The 18,069-nt window shown below is 64.0% G+C and carries 15 protein-coding genes; 7 read left to right on the forward strand and 8 right to left on the reverse strand.

What is annotated here, in order from left to right; genetic code table 11:
• Window positions 1-116 precede the first annotated feature (116 nt).
• From RFM98_RS22315 to RFM98_RS22325, 3 genes are all read left to right on the forward strand, one after another.
• Window positions 117-749, forward strand: a complete 633-nt coding sequence (locus RFM98_RS22315; protein ID WP_320310855.1) for a hypothetical protein — start codon at window positions 117-119, stop codon at window positions 747-749.
• A 216-nt stretch (window positions 750-965) separates the two neighbouring features.
• On the forward strand, window positions 966-1,508 hold the full coding sequence (hpt, locus tag RFM98_RS22320; RefSeq protein WP_320310856.1) for a hypoxanthine phosphoribosyltransferase: 543 nt from the start codon (window positions 966-968) through the stop codon (window positions 1,506-1,508).
• Window positions 1,509-1,592: 84 nt separating this feature from the next.
• A complete protein-coding gene (locus RFM98_RS22325; protein WP_320310857.1) occupies window positions 1,593-1,964 on the forward strand; it encodes a response regulator in 372 nt (123 codons plus the stop codon).
• Here RFM98_RS22325 and RFM98_RS22330 read toward each other — a convergent pair.
• Window positions 1,947-2,912 (reverse strand): DMT family transporter, encoded by a 966-nt coding sequence (locus RFM98_RS22330; RefSeq protein WP_320310858.1) that lies wholly within the window; start codon window positions 2,910-2,912, stop codon window positions 1,947-1,949. The genes RFM98_RS22325 and RFM98_RS22330 overlap by 18 nt on opposite strands.
• A gap of 368 nt (window positions 2,913-3,280) precedes the next feature.
• Here RFM98_RS22330 and RFM98_RS22335 point away from each other — a divergent pair, with 368 nt between their 5' ends.
• The gene (locus tag RFM98_RS22335; protein ID WP_320310859.1) at window positions 3,281-4,165 is read left to right on the forward strand and encodes a LysR family transcriptional regulator; all 885 of its coding nucleotides are present in this window, start codon (window positions 3,281-3,283) and stop codon (window positions 4,163-4,165) included.
• 44 nt (window positions 4,166-4,209) lie between these two features.
• Here RFM98_RS22335 and RFM98_RS22340 read toward each other — a convergent pair whose 3' ends face one another.
• The 5 genes from RFM98_RS22340 to argH form a co-directional block, all read right to left on the reverse strand.
• Complete coding sequence (locus RFM98_RS22340) at window positions 4,210-6,804, reverse strand: TIGR02302 family protein (protein ID WP_320310860.1); 2,595 nt, start codon at window positions 6,802-6,804, stop codon at window positions 4,210-4,212.
• A 111-nt stretch (window positions 6,805-6,915) separates the two neighbouring features.
• Window positions 6,916-7,857, reverse strand: coding sequence for a threonine/serine dehydratase (locus tag RFM98_RS22345; RefSeq protein ID WP_320310861.1), 942 nt, complete (start codon window positions 7,855-7,857; stop codon window positions 6,916-6,918).
• Between the two features lie 29 nt (window positions 7,858-7,886).
• Window positions 7,887-9,155, reverse strand: a complete 1,269-nt coding sequence (gene lysA, locus RFM98_RS22350; RefSeq protein ID WP_320310862.1) for a diaminopimelate decarboxylase — start codon at window positions 9,153-9,155, stop codon at window positions 7,887-7,889.
• Window positions 9,156-9,210: 55 nt separating this feature from the next.
• Complete coding sequence (locus tag RFM98_RS22355) at window positions 9,211-9,417, reverse strand: lipoprotein (protein WP_095767477.1); 207 nt, start codon at window positions 9,415-9,417, stop codon at window positions 9,211-9,213.
• Window positions 9,418-9,546: 129 nt separating this feature from the next.
• Window positions 9,547-10,947, reverse strand: coding sequence for an argininosuccinate lyase (argH, locus tag RFM98_RS22360; protein WP_320310863.1), 1,401 nt, complete (start codon window positions 10,945-10,947; stop codon window positions 9,547-9,549).
• Window positions 10,948-10,979: 32 nt separating this feature from the next.
• Here argH and tlpA point away from each other — a divergent pair, with 32 nt between their 5' ends.
• On the forward strand, window positions 10,980-11,663 hold the full coding sequence (gene tlpA / locus RFM98_RS22365; protein WP_320310864.1) for a thiol:disulfide interchange protein TlpA: 684 nt from the start codon (window positions 10,980-10,982) through the stop codon (window positions 11,661-11,663).
• 5 nt (window positions 11,664-11,668) lie between these two features.
• On the opposite strand, the gene RFM98_RS22370 is transcribed toward tlpA, so the two are convergent.
• Window positions 11,669-14,125 carry an EAL domain-containing protein gene (locus tag RFM98_RS22370; RefSeq protein WP_320310865.1) on the reverse strand — a complete coding sequence of 819 codons (2,457 nt, stop codon included), beginning with the start codon at window positions 14,123-14,125 and terminating at the stop codon, window positions 11,669-11,671.
• Between the two features lie 197 nt (window positions 14,126-14,322).
• Complete coding sequence (locus RFM98_RS22375; protein WP_320310866.1) at window positions 14,323-15,363, reverse strand: endonuclease/exonuclease/phosphatase family protein; 1,041 nt, start codon at window positions 15,361-15,363, stop codon at window positions 14,323-14,325.
• A gap of 362 nt (window positions 15,364-15,725) precedes the next feature.
• Between RFM98_RS22375 and RFM98_RS22380 the strand changes: the two genes are divergently transcribed.
• Together RFM98_RS22380 and RFM98_RS22385 are read left to right on the forward strand one after the other, a co-directional pair.
• Complete coding sequence (locus tag RFM98_RS22380) at window positions 15,726-17,078, forward strand: extracellular solute-binding protein (RefSeq protein WP_320310867.1); 1,353 nt, start codon at window positions 15,726-15,728, stop codon at window positions 17,076-17,078.
• A 104-nt stretch (window positions 17,079-17,182) separates the two neighbouring features.
• Entirely contained in the window at window positions 17,183-18,067 is an 885-nt protein-coding gene (locus RFM98_RS22385; RefSeq protein WP_320310868.1) for a carbohydrate ABC transporter permease, read from the forward strand.
• The last annotated feature ends 2 nt before the right edge of the window (window positions 18,068-18,069 follow it).

Below are 18,069 nucleotides of genomic sequence, written 5' to 3' on the forward strand. Positions count from 1 at the left end.
CATGGTTAACCGGCGGTTAATTTTGCAAAGTTCAGCGTGCATCAAAGCCATTCCGGTGGGGAAGCGTTAACCAATTCCGTTTACGCAAAAGAAACGAAGACTGCACTGGTGCCGCAATGGCTGACGAGAGAACCGCGCGCCCTGTTTCCGGCGAAATCATGACCGGCACGGCAACACATGCCGCGCCGGAGCGCGTCATGTTCGATGCGGCCGACATCATCGATGCCGACTATGTGGTGCTGCCGCGTTTTGCCGCTCACCCGGAACCGGCGGCGGCGGCGCCGCCGATCCCCTCGACGCCATCGATCGAAGGCATGGGCATGCTGCGCAAACCGGAGGCCGCGCCGTCGCGGCCCTCGCGTGGCGGGCCGATGTTCTGGACCGCCGGCATCGGCATAGCGCTGGTCTCGTTCTGGGTCTCGGGCGGTCACGCGCTGGTCAGGCCGGGTCCGTTCCGGGTGAACGCGGAGCCGAGCGCGCTCACCATTTCCGGGGTGACATCGCGCATCGATGCGTCGGGCCTGAAGCCGGTGCTGTTCGTCGACGGCGAGGCAGCCAATGACGGGGTGAGGCCGGAGGCGTTGCCGCCGCTCGAGATCCGCGTCACCGACAATAACAGCAATATCATCCGCTACAGGCTGGGGACATCCAACCGCTCGCTGGCGCCCGGCGAAAGATTCGGCTTTTCCAGCCGCCTCGATGTGCCTAGAAACGGCGTCAGAACAGTCTCCGTAATCTTCGCCGGCTAGGTGCGTCGATATTCAGGTGATGCCGGCCTGCAAATAGCGGTTTCCTCCGCTTCCGGCCTTCGCCGGCCGAAGCGCTTAGGGGTGGCGTGGCAGTTAAATTAAGGCTACGGCCGGCGTAGGCCGGTGCTCGCAACCCACTATTTTCGGCTCGGCCTGACCTGAATCTCGATACACCTAGACCTTCCGGCTTTGAAGCGACTCTTGAAGGAAGAACATATGCCAGTTGTACGCGGCAAGGACATCGAAGTCCTTTTTTCGGCGTCGGCGATCGCGCGCCGCAATCTCGAACTGGCCAAGGAGATCGCCGGGCGGGACTACCACGACCTCCTGGTGATCTCCATCCTCAAGGGCTCGTTCGTCTTCGCCGCCGATCTCATCCGCGCCATGCATGATGTCGGCCTGTCGCCGGAAGTCGAGTTCATCTTCATCTCGAGCTACGGCGCCGGCACCACGAGCGGCGAGGTCAGGGTGCTGCGCGACATCGACAATGAGGTCGCCGGCCGCGACGTGCTTTTGATCGACGACATACTGGAATCCGGCAAGACGCTTTCCTACACCCGCGACCTGATGCTTTCGCGCGGCGCCAGGAGCTGCGCCATCGCGGTGCTGCTCGACAAGCGGATGCGCCGCCAGACCGCGCTCAACGCCGACTATGTCGGCTTCGATTGCCCGGACTATTTCGTCGTCGGCTATGGCATGGACGTCGCCCATGCGTTCCGCGAATTGCCGTTTGTCGGGGTGGTGAAGGGCGACGGCTGAAGAGGCGTCGGAGTCATTTCCGAAAAATTGCCGATCGTTAGAATTTTCAGAAAACATCAAGGTTTCGGCGGCATTTATTTCGGCATGGCAAAGCTTCTGATCGTCGAGGACGATGAGTCCGTCCGCACCCTCGCTGCCCGAGCGCTCGAGCGCGACGGCCATAGCGTCACCATCGCCACTGACGGCGCGCATGGGCTGGACCTGATCCGGCAAGCCCTTGGCAGTTTCGATCTGGTGGTGTCCGACATCCGAATGCCGGAAATGGACGGCATCGAGATGGCGACAGCGGCGGCGAGAGAGTTCCCGACGATGAAGATCATGCTGATGACCGGCTACGCCGACCAGCGCGAACGCGCCGAGGAACTCAACGGCATCATCCTCGATGTCGTGCAGAAGCCGTTCACGCTCGCCGAGATCCGCGCCCGCGTCGGCCGGGCGTTAAGCTGTTTCGCCTGAGACTGCACCGGGTGCAACCACGGCTGCGGGCGTTGCACTTCGCCGGCGTTCGCCGTTGAGCGCAAGGAGGCCTGCACCGATGATCAGCGCCGCGCCCAGCACCGTCGTTTCACGCGGCACCTCGGCGAAGAACAGGAAGCCCCAAAGCGGCGACCACAGGATGCCGGTATATTCGAAAGTGGCGACGCGGTTGGCCGGCGCCATGCGGTAGGCCTGCGACAACAGGATCATGCCGGCGGAAGCGACGAAGCCACAGGCGGCCATTTTCAGGAAATCCGGCATCGTCGGCCACACCCATGGCCTTACCAGGAATTCAACGCTCGGATGCACCGCATGGGTGATGCCGGCGAGGTGAAAGACGGTTGCAACGGCAATGGCGCCGCTGAGATAGGCACCGTTCTGGTAGAAGGCCATCACCGTCGATGATTCGGTGTCGCCGATCCGGCGCGCCATCAACTGCGAAAAGCCGTAGAGGAAGGCCGAGCCCAGCGACAGGAGTGCTGCCCAGTCGAACACGCCGGCGCCTGGACGCACCATCACGAGCACGCCGACCAGGCCGATCAGCACTGTCGCCAGCGTTTTCCACGAGACGCGCTCGCCGAGATAGGGGCCGGCCATCGCCATGATGAACAGCGGCGCCATGAAATAGAGCGCCACCGCGTCGGCCAGCGGCAAGGCGGCGATCGCCAGATAGTAGACCGTGTAGGACGAGAACTGGATGAAGGCGCGCAGCGTCAGCATGCCGAAGCGCTTCGACAGCACGGCCTTCAGGCCGACATCGGCCTGGACGATGACGATCAGGATCGGTAGCGCGACGATGGCGCGGATCGCCATCACCTCGGTCACCGGATAGCCGCCGGACACCGCCTTGACCAGCGGATCCTGCAGCGAAAAGACCAGCACGCCGAGGCAGAGGCTCAGAATGCCTAGCACCATCCGGTTCTGCATCAGTTTCGGCCCCCCCGCGAGCCGTCGGCTTATTCATTTCACGCAATTCCGGACGGAAAACCGCCAAACAGTTTTCCTGGAATTGCTCCCAGATCAAGATGACGTTTCGTTAAACCGTCATCCCGATCCAACCCTTTGTCGCAGCATGATCTTTTCCGAAAACCGGTTCCCACTTTTCGGGATCATGCTCCTAAAAAGAACCCGCTACCATTTTCAGGCAGCGGGTACGAGTGAGGACTCTTCGATTGGTCCGCGGCCGATTTCGCAACCGCATATCCAATGGGTGTCGCGACTATCGTGCGGCGTTTGACATGTTGCAAACGAATTGGAATGATGCCAGCAATCAAATTTTCTTATGGCGAAAATCGATGAAGCCCGTGCTCGACAGCGACCTCCTACGCACCTTCGTGGCGGTGGCCGAAACCGGTAATTTCACACGCGCGGCGGAGAAGGCCGGGCGCACGCAATCGGCCGTGTCCATGCAGATGAAGAAGCTGGAGGACATGGTCGGCGACAATCTGTTCGAGCGCGGCTCGCGTGGCGTGGCGTTGACCCGCCGCGGCAGCGAATTGATCTCGAACGCGCGCCGAATCGTCTCGCTGCTCGACGAGACGGCGGCCTCGCTGGTGGCGCCGCCGCTCGGTGGGCTGGTGCGCATCGGCATCCCGGCCGAATATGGCCGTTCGATCCTGTCACGGGCGCTGGGCGAATTCGCCAAGCGCCATCCGCGCGTCGAGGTCACGGTGCGCTACGCGCATTCGGATTCGCAGGTGAGGGCGCTTGCGGCCAGCGAACTCGATCTCGCCGTGGTGTTCGAATGGGAAGGTTCTTCCGGCGGCGAGGTGCTGATGCACGACCCGACGGTCTGGGTAACGTCGACGCTGCACCACATGCACGAGGAACGGCCGGTGCCGATCGCGCTTTACAGTCGCAACGGCTGGTGCCGCGACTTCGCCATCAAGTCGCTGCAACAGCGCGGCCTCGGCTACCGCGTCGCCTACACCAGCGACACCAATGGCGGCCTGACGCTCGCCGTCACTTCCGGTTTGGCGATCGCGCCGATCTCGCGCAGCAACATACCGCCCGATTGTCGCGAACTGACGGTTGCCGACGGTTTCGGCGACATCGATTCCTCAAATGTCGTGCTGCATCGTAACCCGCTGGCGACCGGCGAAGCGATCGACGGCATGGAGAACGCTATCCGCGAAGCTTTCATGTTGACCAGGCAGGCGGGCGCGACGGTCGGTGTTTGAACGCCCATCTCGCGATGGCGGACTCCGAAAACGGCTCCGCAAGACTATTTCAGCTCCAGCAGCCGTTCGAGATAGCTGCGCTCGATGTCGGGGCTCAGCGCGTTGCCGAGCCGCTTGCGGATGGCGTCGAGGATCTGGCGGGCGCGCTGCACGTCGATCTCGTCGGGAACCTTGACCGAGGTGCCGTCATCGGGACCGTTGGTGGCGCGCGGCCGGCCGAGTGGATCACGGTCGGCGTCCTGCTGGCGCCCGCCCTGCTCGCTGCCGCCCTGGTCGCCCTGCATGGCCTGCATCTGCTTCATCATGTCCTTGGCGCCGCGGCGCAGCGCCTCCAGCGCGCGGCCCTGATGGCCGACAGCCTGGTCGCCGTCGCCTTGGCCAAGCGATTGTTCGGCATCGCCCATCGATTTGCCGGCCTCGCCGAAGCCCTCATTGGGCTCCATGCCCATGCCTTCGAGGCCTTTCTTCAACTGATCGAGCTCGCTCTGCAACTGGCCCTGGCCTTCCTGCAGCTGCTTCAGCGCGTCGGCGAGGTCCTTCGGCGACATTTTCGGTCGTCCCAGCGGATCGCGGTCCTGGCCGGGGCCGGGCCGCTGCGGGTCGTCGGACTGGCCCTGTTCGCCATCCTCGCCAAGCTGCTGCTGCTCGCCGCCCTCGCCACGCTGCCCGCGCTGCATCTGGTCCAGGCGGAAGGTGTCGTTCATCATCTCCTGCTGGCGGCGCATGATATCGCCGAGCTTGTCCATCTGCTGGCGCATCTCGCTGTCCTGCTCGCCGCCTTGCTGCTGTCGGCCGGCCTGCAGGTTGTTCATCATGTCCTGCAGTTCGGAAAGGAGCTGCTGGGCCTTGTCGCGATCACCCGATTTGGCCAGATTCTCGATCTGGTCCATCATGCGGTCGATATCGCTCTGGCGCAGCTCGCGGCCGTTCTGCTGCATCTGCGGCGCGTTCGGGTTCTGCTTTGCGCGCTGGGCGAATTCCTGCAGGAACTGGTTCATCGCCTCGCGCAGTTCCTTCATCGCCTTTTCGATCTCCTGATCGCTGGCGCCGTTCTTGATGGCATCCTGCAGCGCCTGCTGCGCCTGGCGCAGCCGCCGCTCGGCGGCCGAGAGATTGCCTTCCTCGATGCCGAGCGCGATTTCCCAGAGATAGGACACCACGTTGCGCAGTTGGTCGTCGCTCTCGGAAAGCTTCAGCCGGCTCCTGGCGCTCATGATGGCGAGGTAGTTCGACATATTGTCGAACGTGTCCGCGGGACGGAGCGTGATTGCGTCGACCAGGTCGAGAACGCGCGGCTTGGCATTGGTGTCGAGCGCCAGCAGCCGGCGCTGTTCGATCACCGCGCGGGCCAGCGGGTTGGCGAAGGGCCGCTCCGGCATCACAAGCGTCCTGGTGTCGCTGGTCGCGGTGTGGCCGGCATCGTCGGTAACGCTCAGCGTCAGCTTGATGTTGCTGCCGGCCCAGACCTGCTCGGTCAGGTCTTTGGTCGTCTTGGCCGCGTTCGTCTTGCCGCCGCGGCGCGGCAGGGTCAACGGCATGTCAGGTGGGCCGTAGAGCGGATGCGCTTTGGCCGCCGGCGGATCCGACAGCTCAAAAACGGCCTTGGCGGCGGCGGCGCCGTAGTCGTCGTCGATCTCGTAGTTGAGCTCGATGGCGCCGTTGACGGCGCGCTTCGGCTCGCCGACGAAGCGGATCGTCGGCGCCTTGTCGGGAATGACGGCAAAGGCCCAGTGGCCGAGATCGCTTTCAGCGGATTTCAGCGTCAGCGTGCCGTTGGTGGTCAGCTTGCCGGAGAACTGGCGTACCTTGGGCGCCGCCGTCTGGCTGGCGGCGGGCGCGGCCGTCTTGGGCGCCGCTGGCTCGATGGCACGGGCATTGCCGCCGGCATCGGCATAGCTTAGCGTTTCCTCGCCGGAACCGCCGGTGACACGCAGCGAAACGTCGCTGCCTTGCGGAACAGAGAAGGTCTGGACCGCCTGGTTGGCATCGGCGGTCAAAAACAGCGGCGCCTTGCCGGTATAGGCGGGCGGCGTCACCCAGGCGTCGATGCGCGGCGGCAGGATATCGCGCGCGGCGCGGGCGACGAAACCGTCGCCGACCCTGCCGCCGAAGGGGCCGAAGGAGAAGGCAAGAGCGGTGACGAACAGCAGCCCGGCGACGGCGCGCAGGCCCCAGCGATCGTAATCCGGCACGCTGCTGCGCGGCCGGTCGGCGCCGAGGCTCGAAAGCCGCTCGGCCATGCGCTTCTGGTGCTCGCGCCACAGCGCCTGCGAGAAGATGCTCTCGGCGCCGCTCGGCCGGTCGGTCTGCACCTGCACCGGGCTGTGCGCCAATTCGTTCGCCGTCTCGATGCGCCTGTCGACCTCGGCGGCCGAAGGCACGCGGAAGAAGCGAAGCGGATAGAGCGCCGCGATTGCCGCCAGCGCGAACAGGACCAGGAGGCCGATGCGCGCCGCGTCCGGCAGGCGCGGGAACAGGCCGAACCACGAAAAGCTGAGGAACAGGCTGACCACGACCAGCAGCGGCAGCACGAGCGGCCAGCCGCGCTCGAAAATCATCGAGGCCCGCGTCGCCAACCGGCTCAGCGCCAGGCGCCAGGCCAGGCCGCGTTCGCCGATGGAAATGGGTCGTTGCGTCATCGGCCCTTCCTGCCCGGGCACAACCCGGACGTCATCACCAGAAGGATACCAGCAAACACGGCAAAGGCGAGGCGGGTTCCAAAAACGTGAAGCCGTTTGGCCGGGTTATGATCAGAAATCGGCGGGATTCGTGTTGGAACCGCAGACCAGGACCGCCACGCGCTCGCCGTCCGCGGGCACATAGCGCCCGGAAAGCATGGCGGCGAAGGCAGCGGCGCCGCCCGGCTCGGCGATGATTCGCACGCGGTCCCACAGCGCCTTCTGCGCCGTGACGATGTCGTCGTCGCTGACCAGGATCGAGCGCTCGACGAAGGCTTCGGCGATCGGGAACATCATTTCGCCGACGCGCTTCGGCGCCAGCGAATCGGCGGCAATTCCTTCGGCGGGCGCATCGACCGGCTGGCCGGCCTCCAGGGCGCGGTAAAGCGTCGGCGCACCCTCCGGCTCGATGGCGACGATGCGGATGCGCCCCGAGAACCAGGCGGCGATGCCGCCGATCAGGCCGCCGCCGCCGACCGCGACCAGAAGCGTGTCGATTTCGGGCAAGTCCGCCTCGATCTCCAGGCCCAGCGTGCCCTGGCCGAGCAGCGTTTCTTCCTGGTTGAAGGCATGGATCTGCAGGGCGCCGGTGCTGGCAGCGAAATCCTCGCTGGCGGCCAGCGCTTCGGCATAGCGCGCGCCGCCGACCACCAGCTCCGCGCCATAGCCGCGAATGCGCGCGAGCTTCGCCGGCGGGCTGACCTCGGGCACGAAGATGGTGGCCTTGTGCCCGAGCTTCATGGCGGCGTAAGCGACGGCGGCACCGTGATTGCCGCCGGACGCGGCGACCACGCCGGCCTCGGGCACCTGGCGCTCGAGCAGGTTGGTGAAGGCGCCGCGCGCCTTGAAGGAGCCGGAATGCTGCAGGCATTCGAGCTTGAGATCGACCGGGAAGGCGGGACGGCCGAAGTCCGCCATGTCGACGCGCATGACCGGCGTGTGGCGCACATATTGGCGGATGCGCGGTTCGACAGCGGCGATGCGTTCGCGCGTGATCGTCTTTTTTTCCAGCATGGCTTGCTCCTTAAGGCGTCGCCGCTCTGCTACTTCAGCCAGTCGGGGATCGAATCGAGCCCGATCAGGTCCTCATAGGTTTGGCGCGGCCGCACGACATGGAAGCGGTCGCCGTCGACCAGCACCTCCGGCACCAGAAGCCTGGTGTTGTAGGTACCGGCCTGCACCGCGCCATAGGCGCCGGCGGTGGAAACGGCGATCAGGTCGCCCGCCTTCAGCTTCGGCAGGTCGCGGTCGAGACCGATGAAGTCACCGGTCTCGCAGACCGGGCCGACGACATCCACCTTCATGCGCGGCGTGGACGAGGGCTGCTGCACCACCGGCCTGATGTCGTGGAAGGCGTCATAGAGCGTCGGCCGGATCAGGTCGTTCATGGCGGCGTCGACGACGAGGAAGTTCTTCGCGTCGCCTTCCTTCACATAGATGACCTGCGACACCAGGATGCCGGCATTGCCGACGATCAGGCGGCCAGGCTCGAACATCACCTTGAGACCGAGCTTGGTGACGTGCTTCCTGACGATCTCGGCATAGGCGTCGGGCAAAGGCGGCGGGTTGTTGTCGACGCGGTAAGGAATGCCGAGGCCACCGCCGAGATCGACATGCTCGATCGAATGCCCGTCGGCGCGCAGCGCCCCGACCAGTTCGACCAGCAGCGCGAAGGCGTCGTCGAAGGGCTGCAGCTCGGTGATCTGGCTGCCGATATGGGTGTCGATGCCGGTCACCTTGATCCCAGGCAATTCAGCCGCGCGGGCATAGACCTGCCGTGCCCGCTGCCATGGAATGCCGAACTTGTTCTCGGCCTTGCCGGTCGAGATCTTCTTATGCGTCCTGGCGTCGACATCCGGATTGATGCGCAGCGAGATGGGTGCCACCTTGCCGAGCGCCACGGCACGCGCCGACAAAAGCTCGAGTTCAGGCTCGGATTCGACGTTGAAGCAGAGAATGCCGGCGGCAAGCGCGAAATCCATCTCGCGCGCGGTCTTGCCGACGCCGGAAAACAGGATCTTGCCGGCCGGGATGCCGGCGGCCAGGGCGCGGCGCAGTTCGCCTTCCGAGACCACGTCGGCGCCTGCGCCTTGCCTGGCCAGCGTCCTCAGCACGGCCTGGTTGGAGTTCGCCTTCATGGCGTAGCAGACCAGCGCGTCGAGGCCGGAGAAAGCTTGCTTGAAGACACGAAAATGCCGGGTCAGCGTCGCCGTCGAATAGCAATAGAAGGGCGTGCCGACCTCGGCTGCGATATCGGGGATCGCGACATCCTCGGCATGGAGCACGCCGTCGCGGTAATCGAAATGGTTCACGAGGATTGGTTCCGGAAAGTTGGAGCACGATGAGATCGGGGCGATCTCATCGGCTCTAGAGCAGAGGATCGAGGATGAACTTCCTGTCCTTGACCGGTTTCTCCGGCTCGGGCGGCACCGGCTGCTTGGCGCGTTCGGCATCCTTGCGCGCCTGCTCCGCCGCCTCGTATGGCGTGTCGAGCCCGGTCTTCCTGCCGCAGGCCGTGACGGTGACAACCGCCGCCAGCAGCGCGAGCGTCACCAAAATCCTGCTACGGGTCATCGATCCATCCGTTCGAAACTGTTTCTTGTGCCGCCGCTTTTAACCGAGTTTTCGGCGCATTGCATCCCGGCAGTTGTCTTGATGCATGTCGTTGTCCCAGAACCGCTGCACACTTCTGGGCGACATGCATTAAGCCTTGGCGAGCCGCTTCTTCCAGTAGCGGACTTGCTTTCGCACTTCCGACGGCGCGGTGCCGCCGAAGCTTGTGCGGCTCTTCACCGAATTCTGCACGGCAAGCACCGAGAAGATATCGTCGGTGATGCCGGGATGGATCGAATGCAGATCCTCCAGCGAGAGCTTCTCCAGTCCGATCTTCTTCTCCTCGGCGAGCGCCACGGCGCGGCCAGTGACATGATGGGCTTCACGGAACGGCAGGCCGAGATTGCGCACCAGCCAGTCGGCAAGGTCGGTCGCCGTGGCGTGACCGGCGCCGGCGGCCTTCTTCATGGCGGCGGCGTTGACGGTCATGTCGCGCACCATGCCAGTCGTCGCCGCCAGCATCAGGTCAAGCGTCTCGGCGGCGTCGAAGACCGCTTCCTTGTCTTCCTGCATGTCCTTGCCATAGGTCAGCGGCATGCCCTTCATCACCGTCAACAGGCCGACGAGATGGCCGTTGACGCGGCCGGTCTTGCCACGCACCAGCTCGGCGGCGTCCGGGTTCTTCTTCTGCGGCATGATCGAGGAGCCGGTGGAGAACGAGTCCGACAGGCGGATGAAGCCGAATTGCGGCGTCGACCAGATGATGATCTCCTCGGCGAGCCGGGACAGGTGCGTCGCGCAGATCGCGGCAAGGCTCAGGAATTCGAGCGCGAAGTCGCGGTCCGAAACGCTGTCCAGCGAATTGCGCGTCGGCTCGCGGAAACCGAGCGCCTTCGCCGTCATATGGCGGTCGATGCCGAAGCTGGTGCCGGCAAGGGCGGCCGCGCCCAGCGGGTTTTCATCCATGCGCTCGATGGCGTCGTGGACGCGCGACAGGTCGCGGCCGAACATCTCGACATAGGCCATGCAATGGTGGCCGAAGGTCACCGGCTGCGCTGCCTGCATATGGGTGAAGCCGGGCATGACGGTCGCGGCATGCTCCTCGGCGCGTTCGAGGAACGCGGCGATCAGGTCCTTCAACGCCCGGGCGACGCGCTGGCTTTCTTGCTTGACCCAGAGCCTGAGATCGACTGCCACCTGGTCGTTGCGCGAGCGGGCGGTGTGCAGGCGTCCCGCCGCCGGGCCGATCAGGTCGGCAAGCCGCGCCTCGACATTCATGTGGATGTCTTCCAGCTTGGTTGAGAATTCGAACGTGCCGGCCTCGATCTCTTTCAGAATCGTGTTCAGCCCGTGAGCGATTTTTTCTTGATCGGCTGCCGAAATAATGCCCGTTTCAGCCAACATCTCGCTATGGGCGATCGATCCGCCTATGTCCTGTGCATAGAGTTTGCGGTCGAAGCCGATCGAGGCGTTGATCGCTTCCATGATCGCGGCCGGACCCGAGGCAAAACGTCCGCCCCACATCTGGTTGCTGGCCTTCTTGTCGCTCATCGCTATAACCCGTGCTCCGGAGCAGTATTGAAATGGCAGACGGCAATAGGTTCTTTTTTCCGGCTACGCGCCTCATCCTCGCCGCCCTGGTGGCGGGCGTGCTGGCCGGCGCGGTCGCGGTATATGTCAGCGAGAGCGGTTCTGGCAACAATGCTGCGGGGAAGGTCGCCGCGGCCGCCGGCAAGGACGATGCCGCCTGCACGGCCAAGGCTGGACGCGCCAAGCAGGTCGCCGCGAAAGCCGTCGGCCAGGTCGCGGCGCTGCAGCCGGCCGATCCGCCGCAATCGCTGAAAAGCCTGGCCTTCAACGGCCCCGACGGCAAGCCGATGACGATTGCCGACCACGCCGGCAAGACGGTGCTGCTCAATTTGTGGGCGACATGGTGCGCGCCGTGCCGCGCCGAGATGCCGGCGCTCGATGCGCTGCAGAAGGAAAAGGGCAGCAATGCCTTCGAGGTCATTGCGGTCAATGTCGACACCGGCGACGATACGAAGCCGAAGAAATTCCTCAAGGACATCGGCGTCAAGACGCTCACCTATTACCGGGATCCGACGATTGCCCTGTTCAACGAGGCCAAGACGCGCGGGCTGGCGCTCGGACTTCCCGTGACCATGCTGATCGACGCGGAAGGCTGCCTGATCGCGCATATGAACGGCCCGGCCGAATGGTCGAGCCCTGACGCCAAGCGGCTGGTGGAAGCGGCACTCGAACCCTAACTGCGTCAGATTGAACGCGCGGCCGCGGCAGGCTCGAGCATCAGAATGCTGCCGCCGCTCGTGACGCTGCCAGCCGGGACGCCGTCATCGGCCGCCGGAATGCCGGTCAGCTCACCGAATGCCTCTATCGGGCCAGGCCTGCCGAGATAATATCCCTGGCCGATGTCGCAATCCTCGGCATCGAGAAAGCGCAGCTCGTCCAGCGTCTCGACGCCTTCGGCCAGAACCGGCAGGCCGAGGCCGCGTCCCAGACCAAGCACGGCGCGCACGATGGTCGCAACCTGGCCGTTGCGGTCGACCGATTTGATGAAGGACCCGTCGATCTTGATCTTGTCGAACGGGAAGGCACGCAGGTTGGACAGCGACGAATAGCCGGTGCCGAAATCATCCATCGCCACGCGCACGCCGAGCGCCTTGATCTGGCGCAAGGTGGCCAATGCCCGCGGCATGTCCTTCACCAGCGCCGTTTCGGTGATCTCGAGCTCGAGCCTGCCGGCCGCCAGTCCAGAGCGCAGCAGCACCTCATGCACCTTGCGGCTGAAATCGGGATTGTGGAGCTGCACCGCCGAGACGTTGACGGCGACCGTCAGCGGGTTCTTCCAGCTCGCCGCCTCCCTGCAGGCCGTCGTCAGCACCCACTCGCCGATCTGGGCGATCGAACCGCTGTCCTCGGCAACCGGGATGAACACCGAGGGCGGAACGTCGCCACGTTCGGGATGCTGCCAGCGGAGCAAAGCCTCGAAACCGACCATCCTGCCGCTGCTGATCTCCTTCTGCGGCTGATAGACGAGCCGGAACTCGTCGCGCGCCACGGCCTGGCGCAGGTCCTGCTCCATGATGCGCCGGTCGCGCGCCTCGGCGCCCATCGAGGCCTCGAAATAGCGGAAAGTATCCTTGCCTTCGGCCTTGGCGCGATAGAGCGCGGTGTCGGCATGGCTGACCAGCGCTGCCTGTTCGTCGGCATCGAGCGGGTAGAGCGCGATACCGATACTGGCCGACACCATGCCGCCGGGCGACAGCCGGTTTTCCTCACGCAGGGCGGAAAGCACGGCTTCGGCGATGCGGCCGGCCGCCTGCGGATCGGGAAGGTTGGGAGCGATGATGGCAAATTCGTCGCCGCCGAGCCGGGCCAGCATCTGGCCGTGGCGCAGCACGCTGGAGGCGCAATGGGCCACCTTTTGCAACACGGCATCGCCGGCGGCGTGGCCGAAGAAATCGTTCACTTCCTTGAACCGGTCGAGATCGAGAAGCATGAGCGCCAGCTGGCCGCCCTTGCCGGCATCGTTGCCGCCTGGGGCCGACGCGGCGATCTCGGCTTCCAGCCGGCCGGTGAAGCTGCGGCGGTTGGCAAGCCCGGTGAGCGGGTCGTAATGCGCGAGTTGCATGATCTCCTGCTCGGCCTTCCTGCGCTCGCGTATGTCACGGACAGCAACGACCAGATGTGGCCTGCCGCAATAGTCGATGCTTCTGGCGATCAGCTCCACCGGAATAGGGCTGTCGCCCTGGCCGCGGAGGTCGGCTTCCTGCGCCTGTCCGTTGCCGGCGGCGAGGGCAGAGGCAATCCGCTCGCCGAACAGGTCGCCGAGCGTCATCTTGTTCAGTTCGGGGGCAGCGATGCCGCTCAGCGCCGCGATGCTGTCATTGGCGCTGACGATGCGGTTGCCGTCGCAGACGATGAGGCCTTCGACGGCGGCATTGGCGAGGCCGTGCATGCGCTCCGCCTCGATCCTGTGACGGCGGAAGCGCAGGTCGATCCACAGCGCCGTGGCCGACAGCACCAGGATGACCAGGCTTGCCGCCGCGGCGGCGAAGGCCTGCGACATCGGCGCGATCGTGAATTTCGAGATCTCGATCGAGGAATCCGGATAGATCGAGACGGCGGCCATGGCGATGAAGTGCAGCGTGCAGATCGCCAGCGTCAGCAGGACTGCGCCGACGACCGTCGCCAGGGTCGACGGCCGGCGAAGCACGACAAGCAACGAGAGCGCGGCAAGCGTTGTGCCCGAGACCAGCGAGGCGGCGACCAGCAATTGGTTCCAGACGATCCGGCCTTCGACTTCGAAAGCCGCCATGCCAGTATAATGCATCGCCGCAATGCCGATGCCGAGCACTGTGCCGCCGACGAGATAGTGGTCGATGCCGCCGCGCATCGTCGCGATCCACATGCCGGCCGCGGTCAGAATCACGGACATTGCCAGCGAAGCCACCGAAAGCTCGGCGTTGTAGGCGTTGGGTATTCCCGGAGTGAAGGCGATCATGGCGATGAAATGCGTCGCCCAGATGCCAAATCCGGTCGACGCGGCAGCAATCAGCAACCAGGCATGCCGTTTTCGACTAGTCGATTGCACGACATGGCGAAGCAGATTGACGGCCGAAAAACAGGAGATTCCGCAAATGAGCGCGGCCAGTGCGACCAGTCTCAGATCGTGCTGGTTCACGATACAATTATAGACGGTCAGCATCTTGCTTCACCTGATCTACCCGCATTCAATCAAGGCAACGTTGATTGATTAGGGCCGGATGGCTAAAGAATCGATTATGCCGCCCGCAACCACCGCGTGCGTTCCAGGTTGCATTTCCTGAGGGGGTTATGCGCCGGAACGGATTTCCGGATCGATTTGGCCGTATTCAATTGGGATTGTGTCGATCCGGACGGCCGTCACTTCACCCGCACCGTTACCACCAGCGCCTCGTGGTCGGCGCTCGGGCCGCCGTCCGGCAACACCGCCGGCAGCGTCGCCGGCGCGCTTGCCGCAAGGCCCCGGGTGAAGAACCAGTCGATATGGCCGGCGGGCGTGGCGTCGCCGGCCGCGCGCCGCTGCGTCGGCTTGTCAAACGCGTTGGCGTCGCGCCAGTCGTAGCCTCGCCCGGCCATGATCGCGAAGAGCGGCTCGTGGCGGTCGGGGCACATCAGCCGGTCCGGTTCGGCGGCAATGCGCTTTAGCCACGCCGCAGGATCGTCATTGCGTTCCGGATAAGTGGCGGTCAGCGTGTTGAAGTCGCCACCGATCAGGACCGGCGCTTGCGCGTCATATCTGTCGATGGCGTCGAGCAGGTGGCGTGTCTGGTCGGCACGGCCGGCCGGATCTGTGCGGTTTTCGAGATGCACCGAAACCACGGTGACCCGGCGATTGCCGACCATCACTTGGCCGCCGAGCGCCATGCGGCCGCCGATACGCGGCTGGCCGTGCTCAGGCAGGAACCAGGCGCCGGCGGCGTCCAGACGAATGAGAAAAGGCCGCAGCAGCGGAACGGCGCCGGTTATAGCATTGCCATGGAAGCCCTCGGTGTTCTCGGCGCCGCCATTGGCCGCCTGCTCCGTCTCGTTGCCAGTGCCGAGTTCGAGGAACTCGACGCCATAGGCGAAGGAGTGGCCTAGACGATCGGCAAGCCGGCTCAACAGATGGCCGTTGCCGGAGCGCGCCATGCCCTTGTCGACCTCGGACAAAAGCACGACGTCCGGCGCCTGGCCGGCGATCGTTTCGACGATGGCGTCGACATGACGGAGCCGCTCGACGTTCCAGGCCATGACGGTCAAGCTCTCGCCGGCGCCCTCACGCGAGGCCTTACCGCCGATCTCGATCTCGCCGAGGGCGGGAATGGCGGCCGCGTGGCGCAGATGGGTGGCGCTGTCGCGCGGCCCGTCCCGCATCGCGTTGCGTTCGCTGATGGGCACGTGTGTGAGCTGCTGGACCAGCATGCGTCTTCTCATTCAGTTAGCCGGTTAATCACGGAAGGTCTTTTCGATGCTTCGAGGCGCGCTAGCTTCTTAGAGCCGGATGATTTCAGGTCGAATCGGCCTGAAATCTGAATCCGTCTCTAAAAAGAGATAGAGCATGATGTCGCCCGAAAACCGCTTCACACTTTTCGGCATCATGCTCTAGAGCGCCGATGTGACGTTTTCATGCCGGCGCGACCGCTTCAGGGGAGGAGAGACTGGCTGTCCACAGGGGCTTCTTACCGTCCAGGGGCAACAACAGAACTGTCACATACCTTCTCTATGAGAGCGGGCAAGGACTTGCGCAAAACCCTTGTCACACTGTCACTCAAGAGGGAACAACCATGACGATCATCAAGCGGGGCTTCGCTGCCCTTGCCGCCGGCGCGCTCAGCACCGCGCTTGCGGTTCCTGCTTTTGCAGAGCCGGTTAAATTCGATTTCTGGTTCGGTCTGTCGGGCGATCTCGCCCGCGTCGTCGATACGCTGTGCAAGAACTTCAACGATTCCCAGAAGGACTACGAAGTCGTCTGCACCAGCCAGGGCAATTACGACGCCACGCTGCAGAACACGATCGCCGCCTTCCGCGCCGGCAAGCAGCCCACCGTCGTCCAGGTCTATGACGTCGGCACCGCCACCATGATGCTGTCGGGCGCCTATAAGCCCGCCGACAAGCTGATGGAGGAGAACGGCTACAAGATCGACTACAGCGACTATTTCCCAGGCATCGCGCGCTATTACGCGACGTCGAAGGGCGAGATGCTGTCCTTCCCGTTCAATTCCTCGACGGCGCTGATGTACTGGAACAAGGACGCCTTCGCCAAGATCGGCAAGACCGAGGCGCCGAAGACCTGGGAAGATGTCGGCGCCGACCTCAAGGCGCTCAAGGACGCCGGCTATGATTGCCCGATGGCGATCAACATCTCGGCCAACGAGAGCTGGCAGATCATGGAGCAGTTCTCGGCCATTCACGGCCAGCCGATCGCCACCAAGAACAATGGTTATGACGGTCTCGACGCCCGTCTGGAAATGAACAAGACCAAGTTCGTCCAGTACGTCACCGACTTGAAGACGTGGTATGACGCCGGCCTGATCAAGATCAAGTCGAAGGACCTCGGCCAGGATATGGTGCAGGCCTTTGCCACCGGCACCTGCCAAGTCATCATGACCTCGGTCGGCGACCACGGCACGGTCGGCAAGACGCAGAAGGAAGGCATGAACTGGGATGTCGCCGAGCTGCCGGTCTATGCCGGCACCGAGCGCAAGAACTCGCTGGTCGGCGGCGCTTCGCTGTGGGTGCTGTCCGGCAAGTCGGACGCCGAATACAAGGGCGCGGCCGCTTTCCTCAACTTCATCCATGACCCCAAGACCGCTTTGTTCTGGTCGACCAACACCGGTTACATTCCGGTGACGAAGTCCGGCTTCGAATACATGAAGGCAAACGGCTTCTACGACAAGGCGCCTTACAAGGGACGCGAGGTGGCGATCGCCAGCCTGACCGCTTCGGAACCGACCGAGATCACCCGCGGCATCCGCCTCGGCAATTTCACCCAGATCCGCGCCGAGTTCGGCACGCAGATGCAGGCGATCTTCGCCAACAAGGTCAGCGTACAGGAAGGCATCGACGCGCTGGTCAAGAACGGCGACGCCATCCTCGACCGCTTCCAGCAGACCTATCCGAACAAGACGCTGCCCTGATCCCGGATACTGGAACGGCCGCCCGCCGAGAATCGACGGGCGGCCATTTCACATCTAGGGTTATCGAGAAAGCGGGCTGACGGTTCAACGGCATCGGCGGATCGATGGAAAAACGCGTCACTTTCGGCAAATGGACGATCGGCATCCTGTTCGCGGTGCCTCAGCTCCTTCTGATCTTCACCTTCTTCTACTGGCCCGCCGGACAGGCGGTGTACTGGTCGCTGACGCTGCAGCAGCCATGGGGCGGCGGCAACATCTGGGTCGGGCTCGACAATTTCCGCTCGATACTGTCCAACGCCGACTATTGGAATTCGATCACCGCCAGCCTGATCTTTGCCGGAATCAGCACCGGCCTTGCGATGTTCATCGCGCTTGTGCTCGCCGTCCTGACCGACCGCCAGCTCGCCGGCTCGTGGCTGTATCGCGTGGTGCTGATCTGGCCTTACGGCATCGCCGCACCCGCGCTGGCGATGGCCTTCCGTTTCATCCTGGCGCCCGAAGCCGGCTTCATGGCCTTCGTCAACCAGTTCTGGCCGGGCTTCTGGGACCCCGGCCTCGACGGCACCGATGCCATGGCTTCGATCATCCTCGCCTTCTCCTGGAAATATGTCGGCTATAATTTCATCTTCTTCCTCGCCGCCTTCCAGGCCATCCCACGCTCGCTGATCGAGGCAGCGGCCATGGACGGCTCTGGTGTTATCCGGCGTTTCTGGGACATTCAATTCCCGCTGATCACGCCGACCATCTTCTTCCTCCTGGTCATCAACATCACCGAGAGCTTCCAGGATTCCTTCGGCATCGTCGACATCATGACCGCCGGCGGGCCGGCCAACGCCACCAATCTGATGGTCTACAAGATCTATTCCGACGGCTTCAAAGGTTTGGATTACTCCGGCGCCGCCGCGCAGAGCATCATCCTGATGCTGCTCATCGTCCTGCTTACCATCTTCCAGTTCCGCTTCATCGAGCGGCGCGTGCATTACAGGTGAGG

Origin of the sequence: Mesorhizobium australafricanum, from assembly GCF_033977265.1 — a bacterium.
GTDB classification, from domain to species: domain Bacteria; phylum Pseudomonadota; class Alphaproteobacteria; order Rhizobiales; family Rhizobiaceae; genus Mesorhizobium; species Mesorhizobium australafricanum.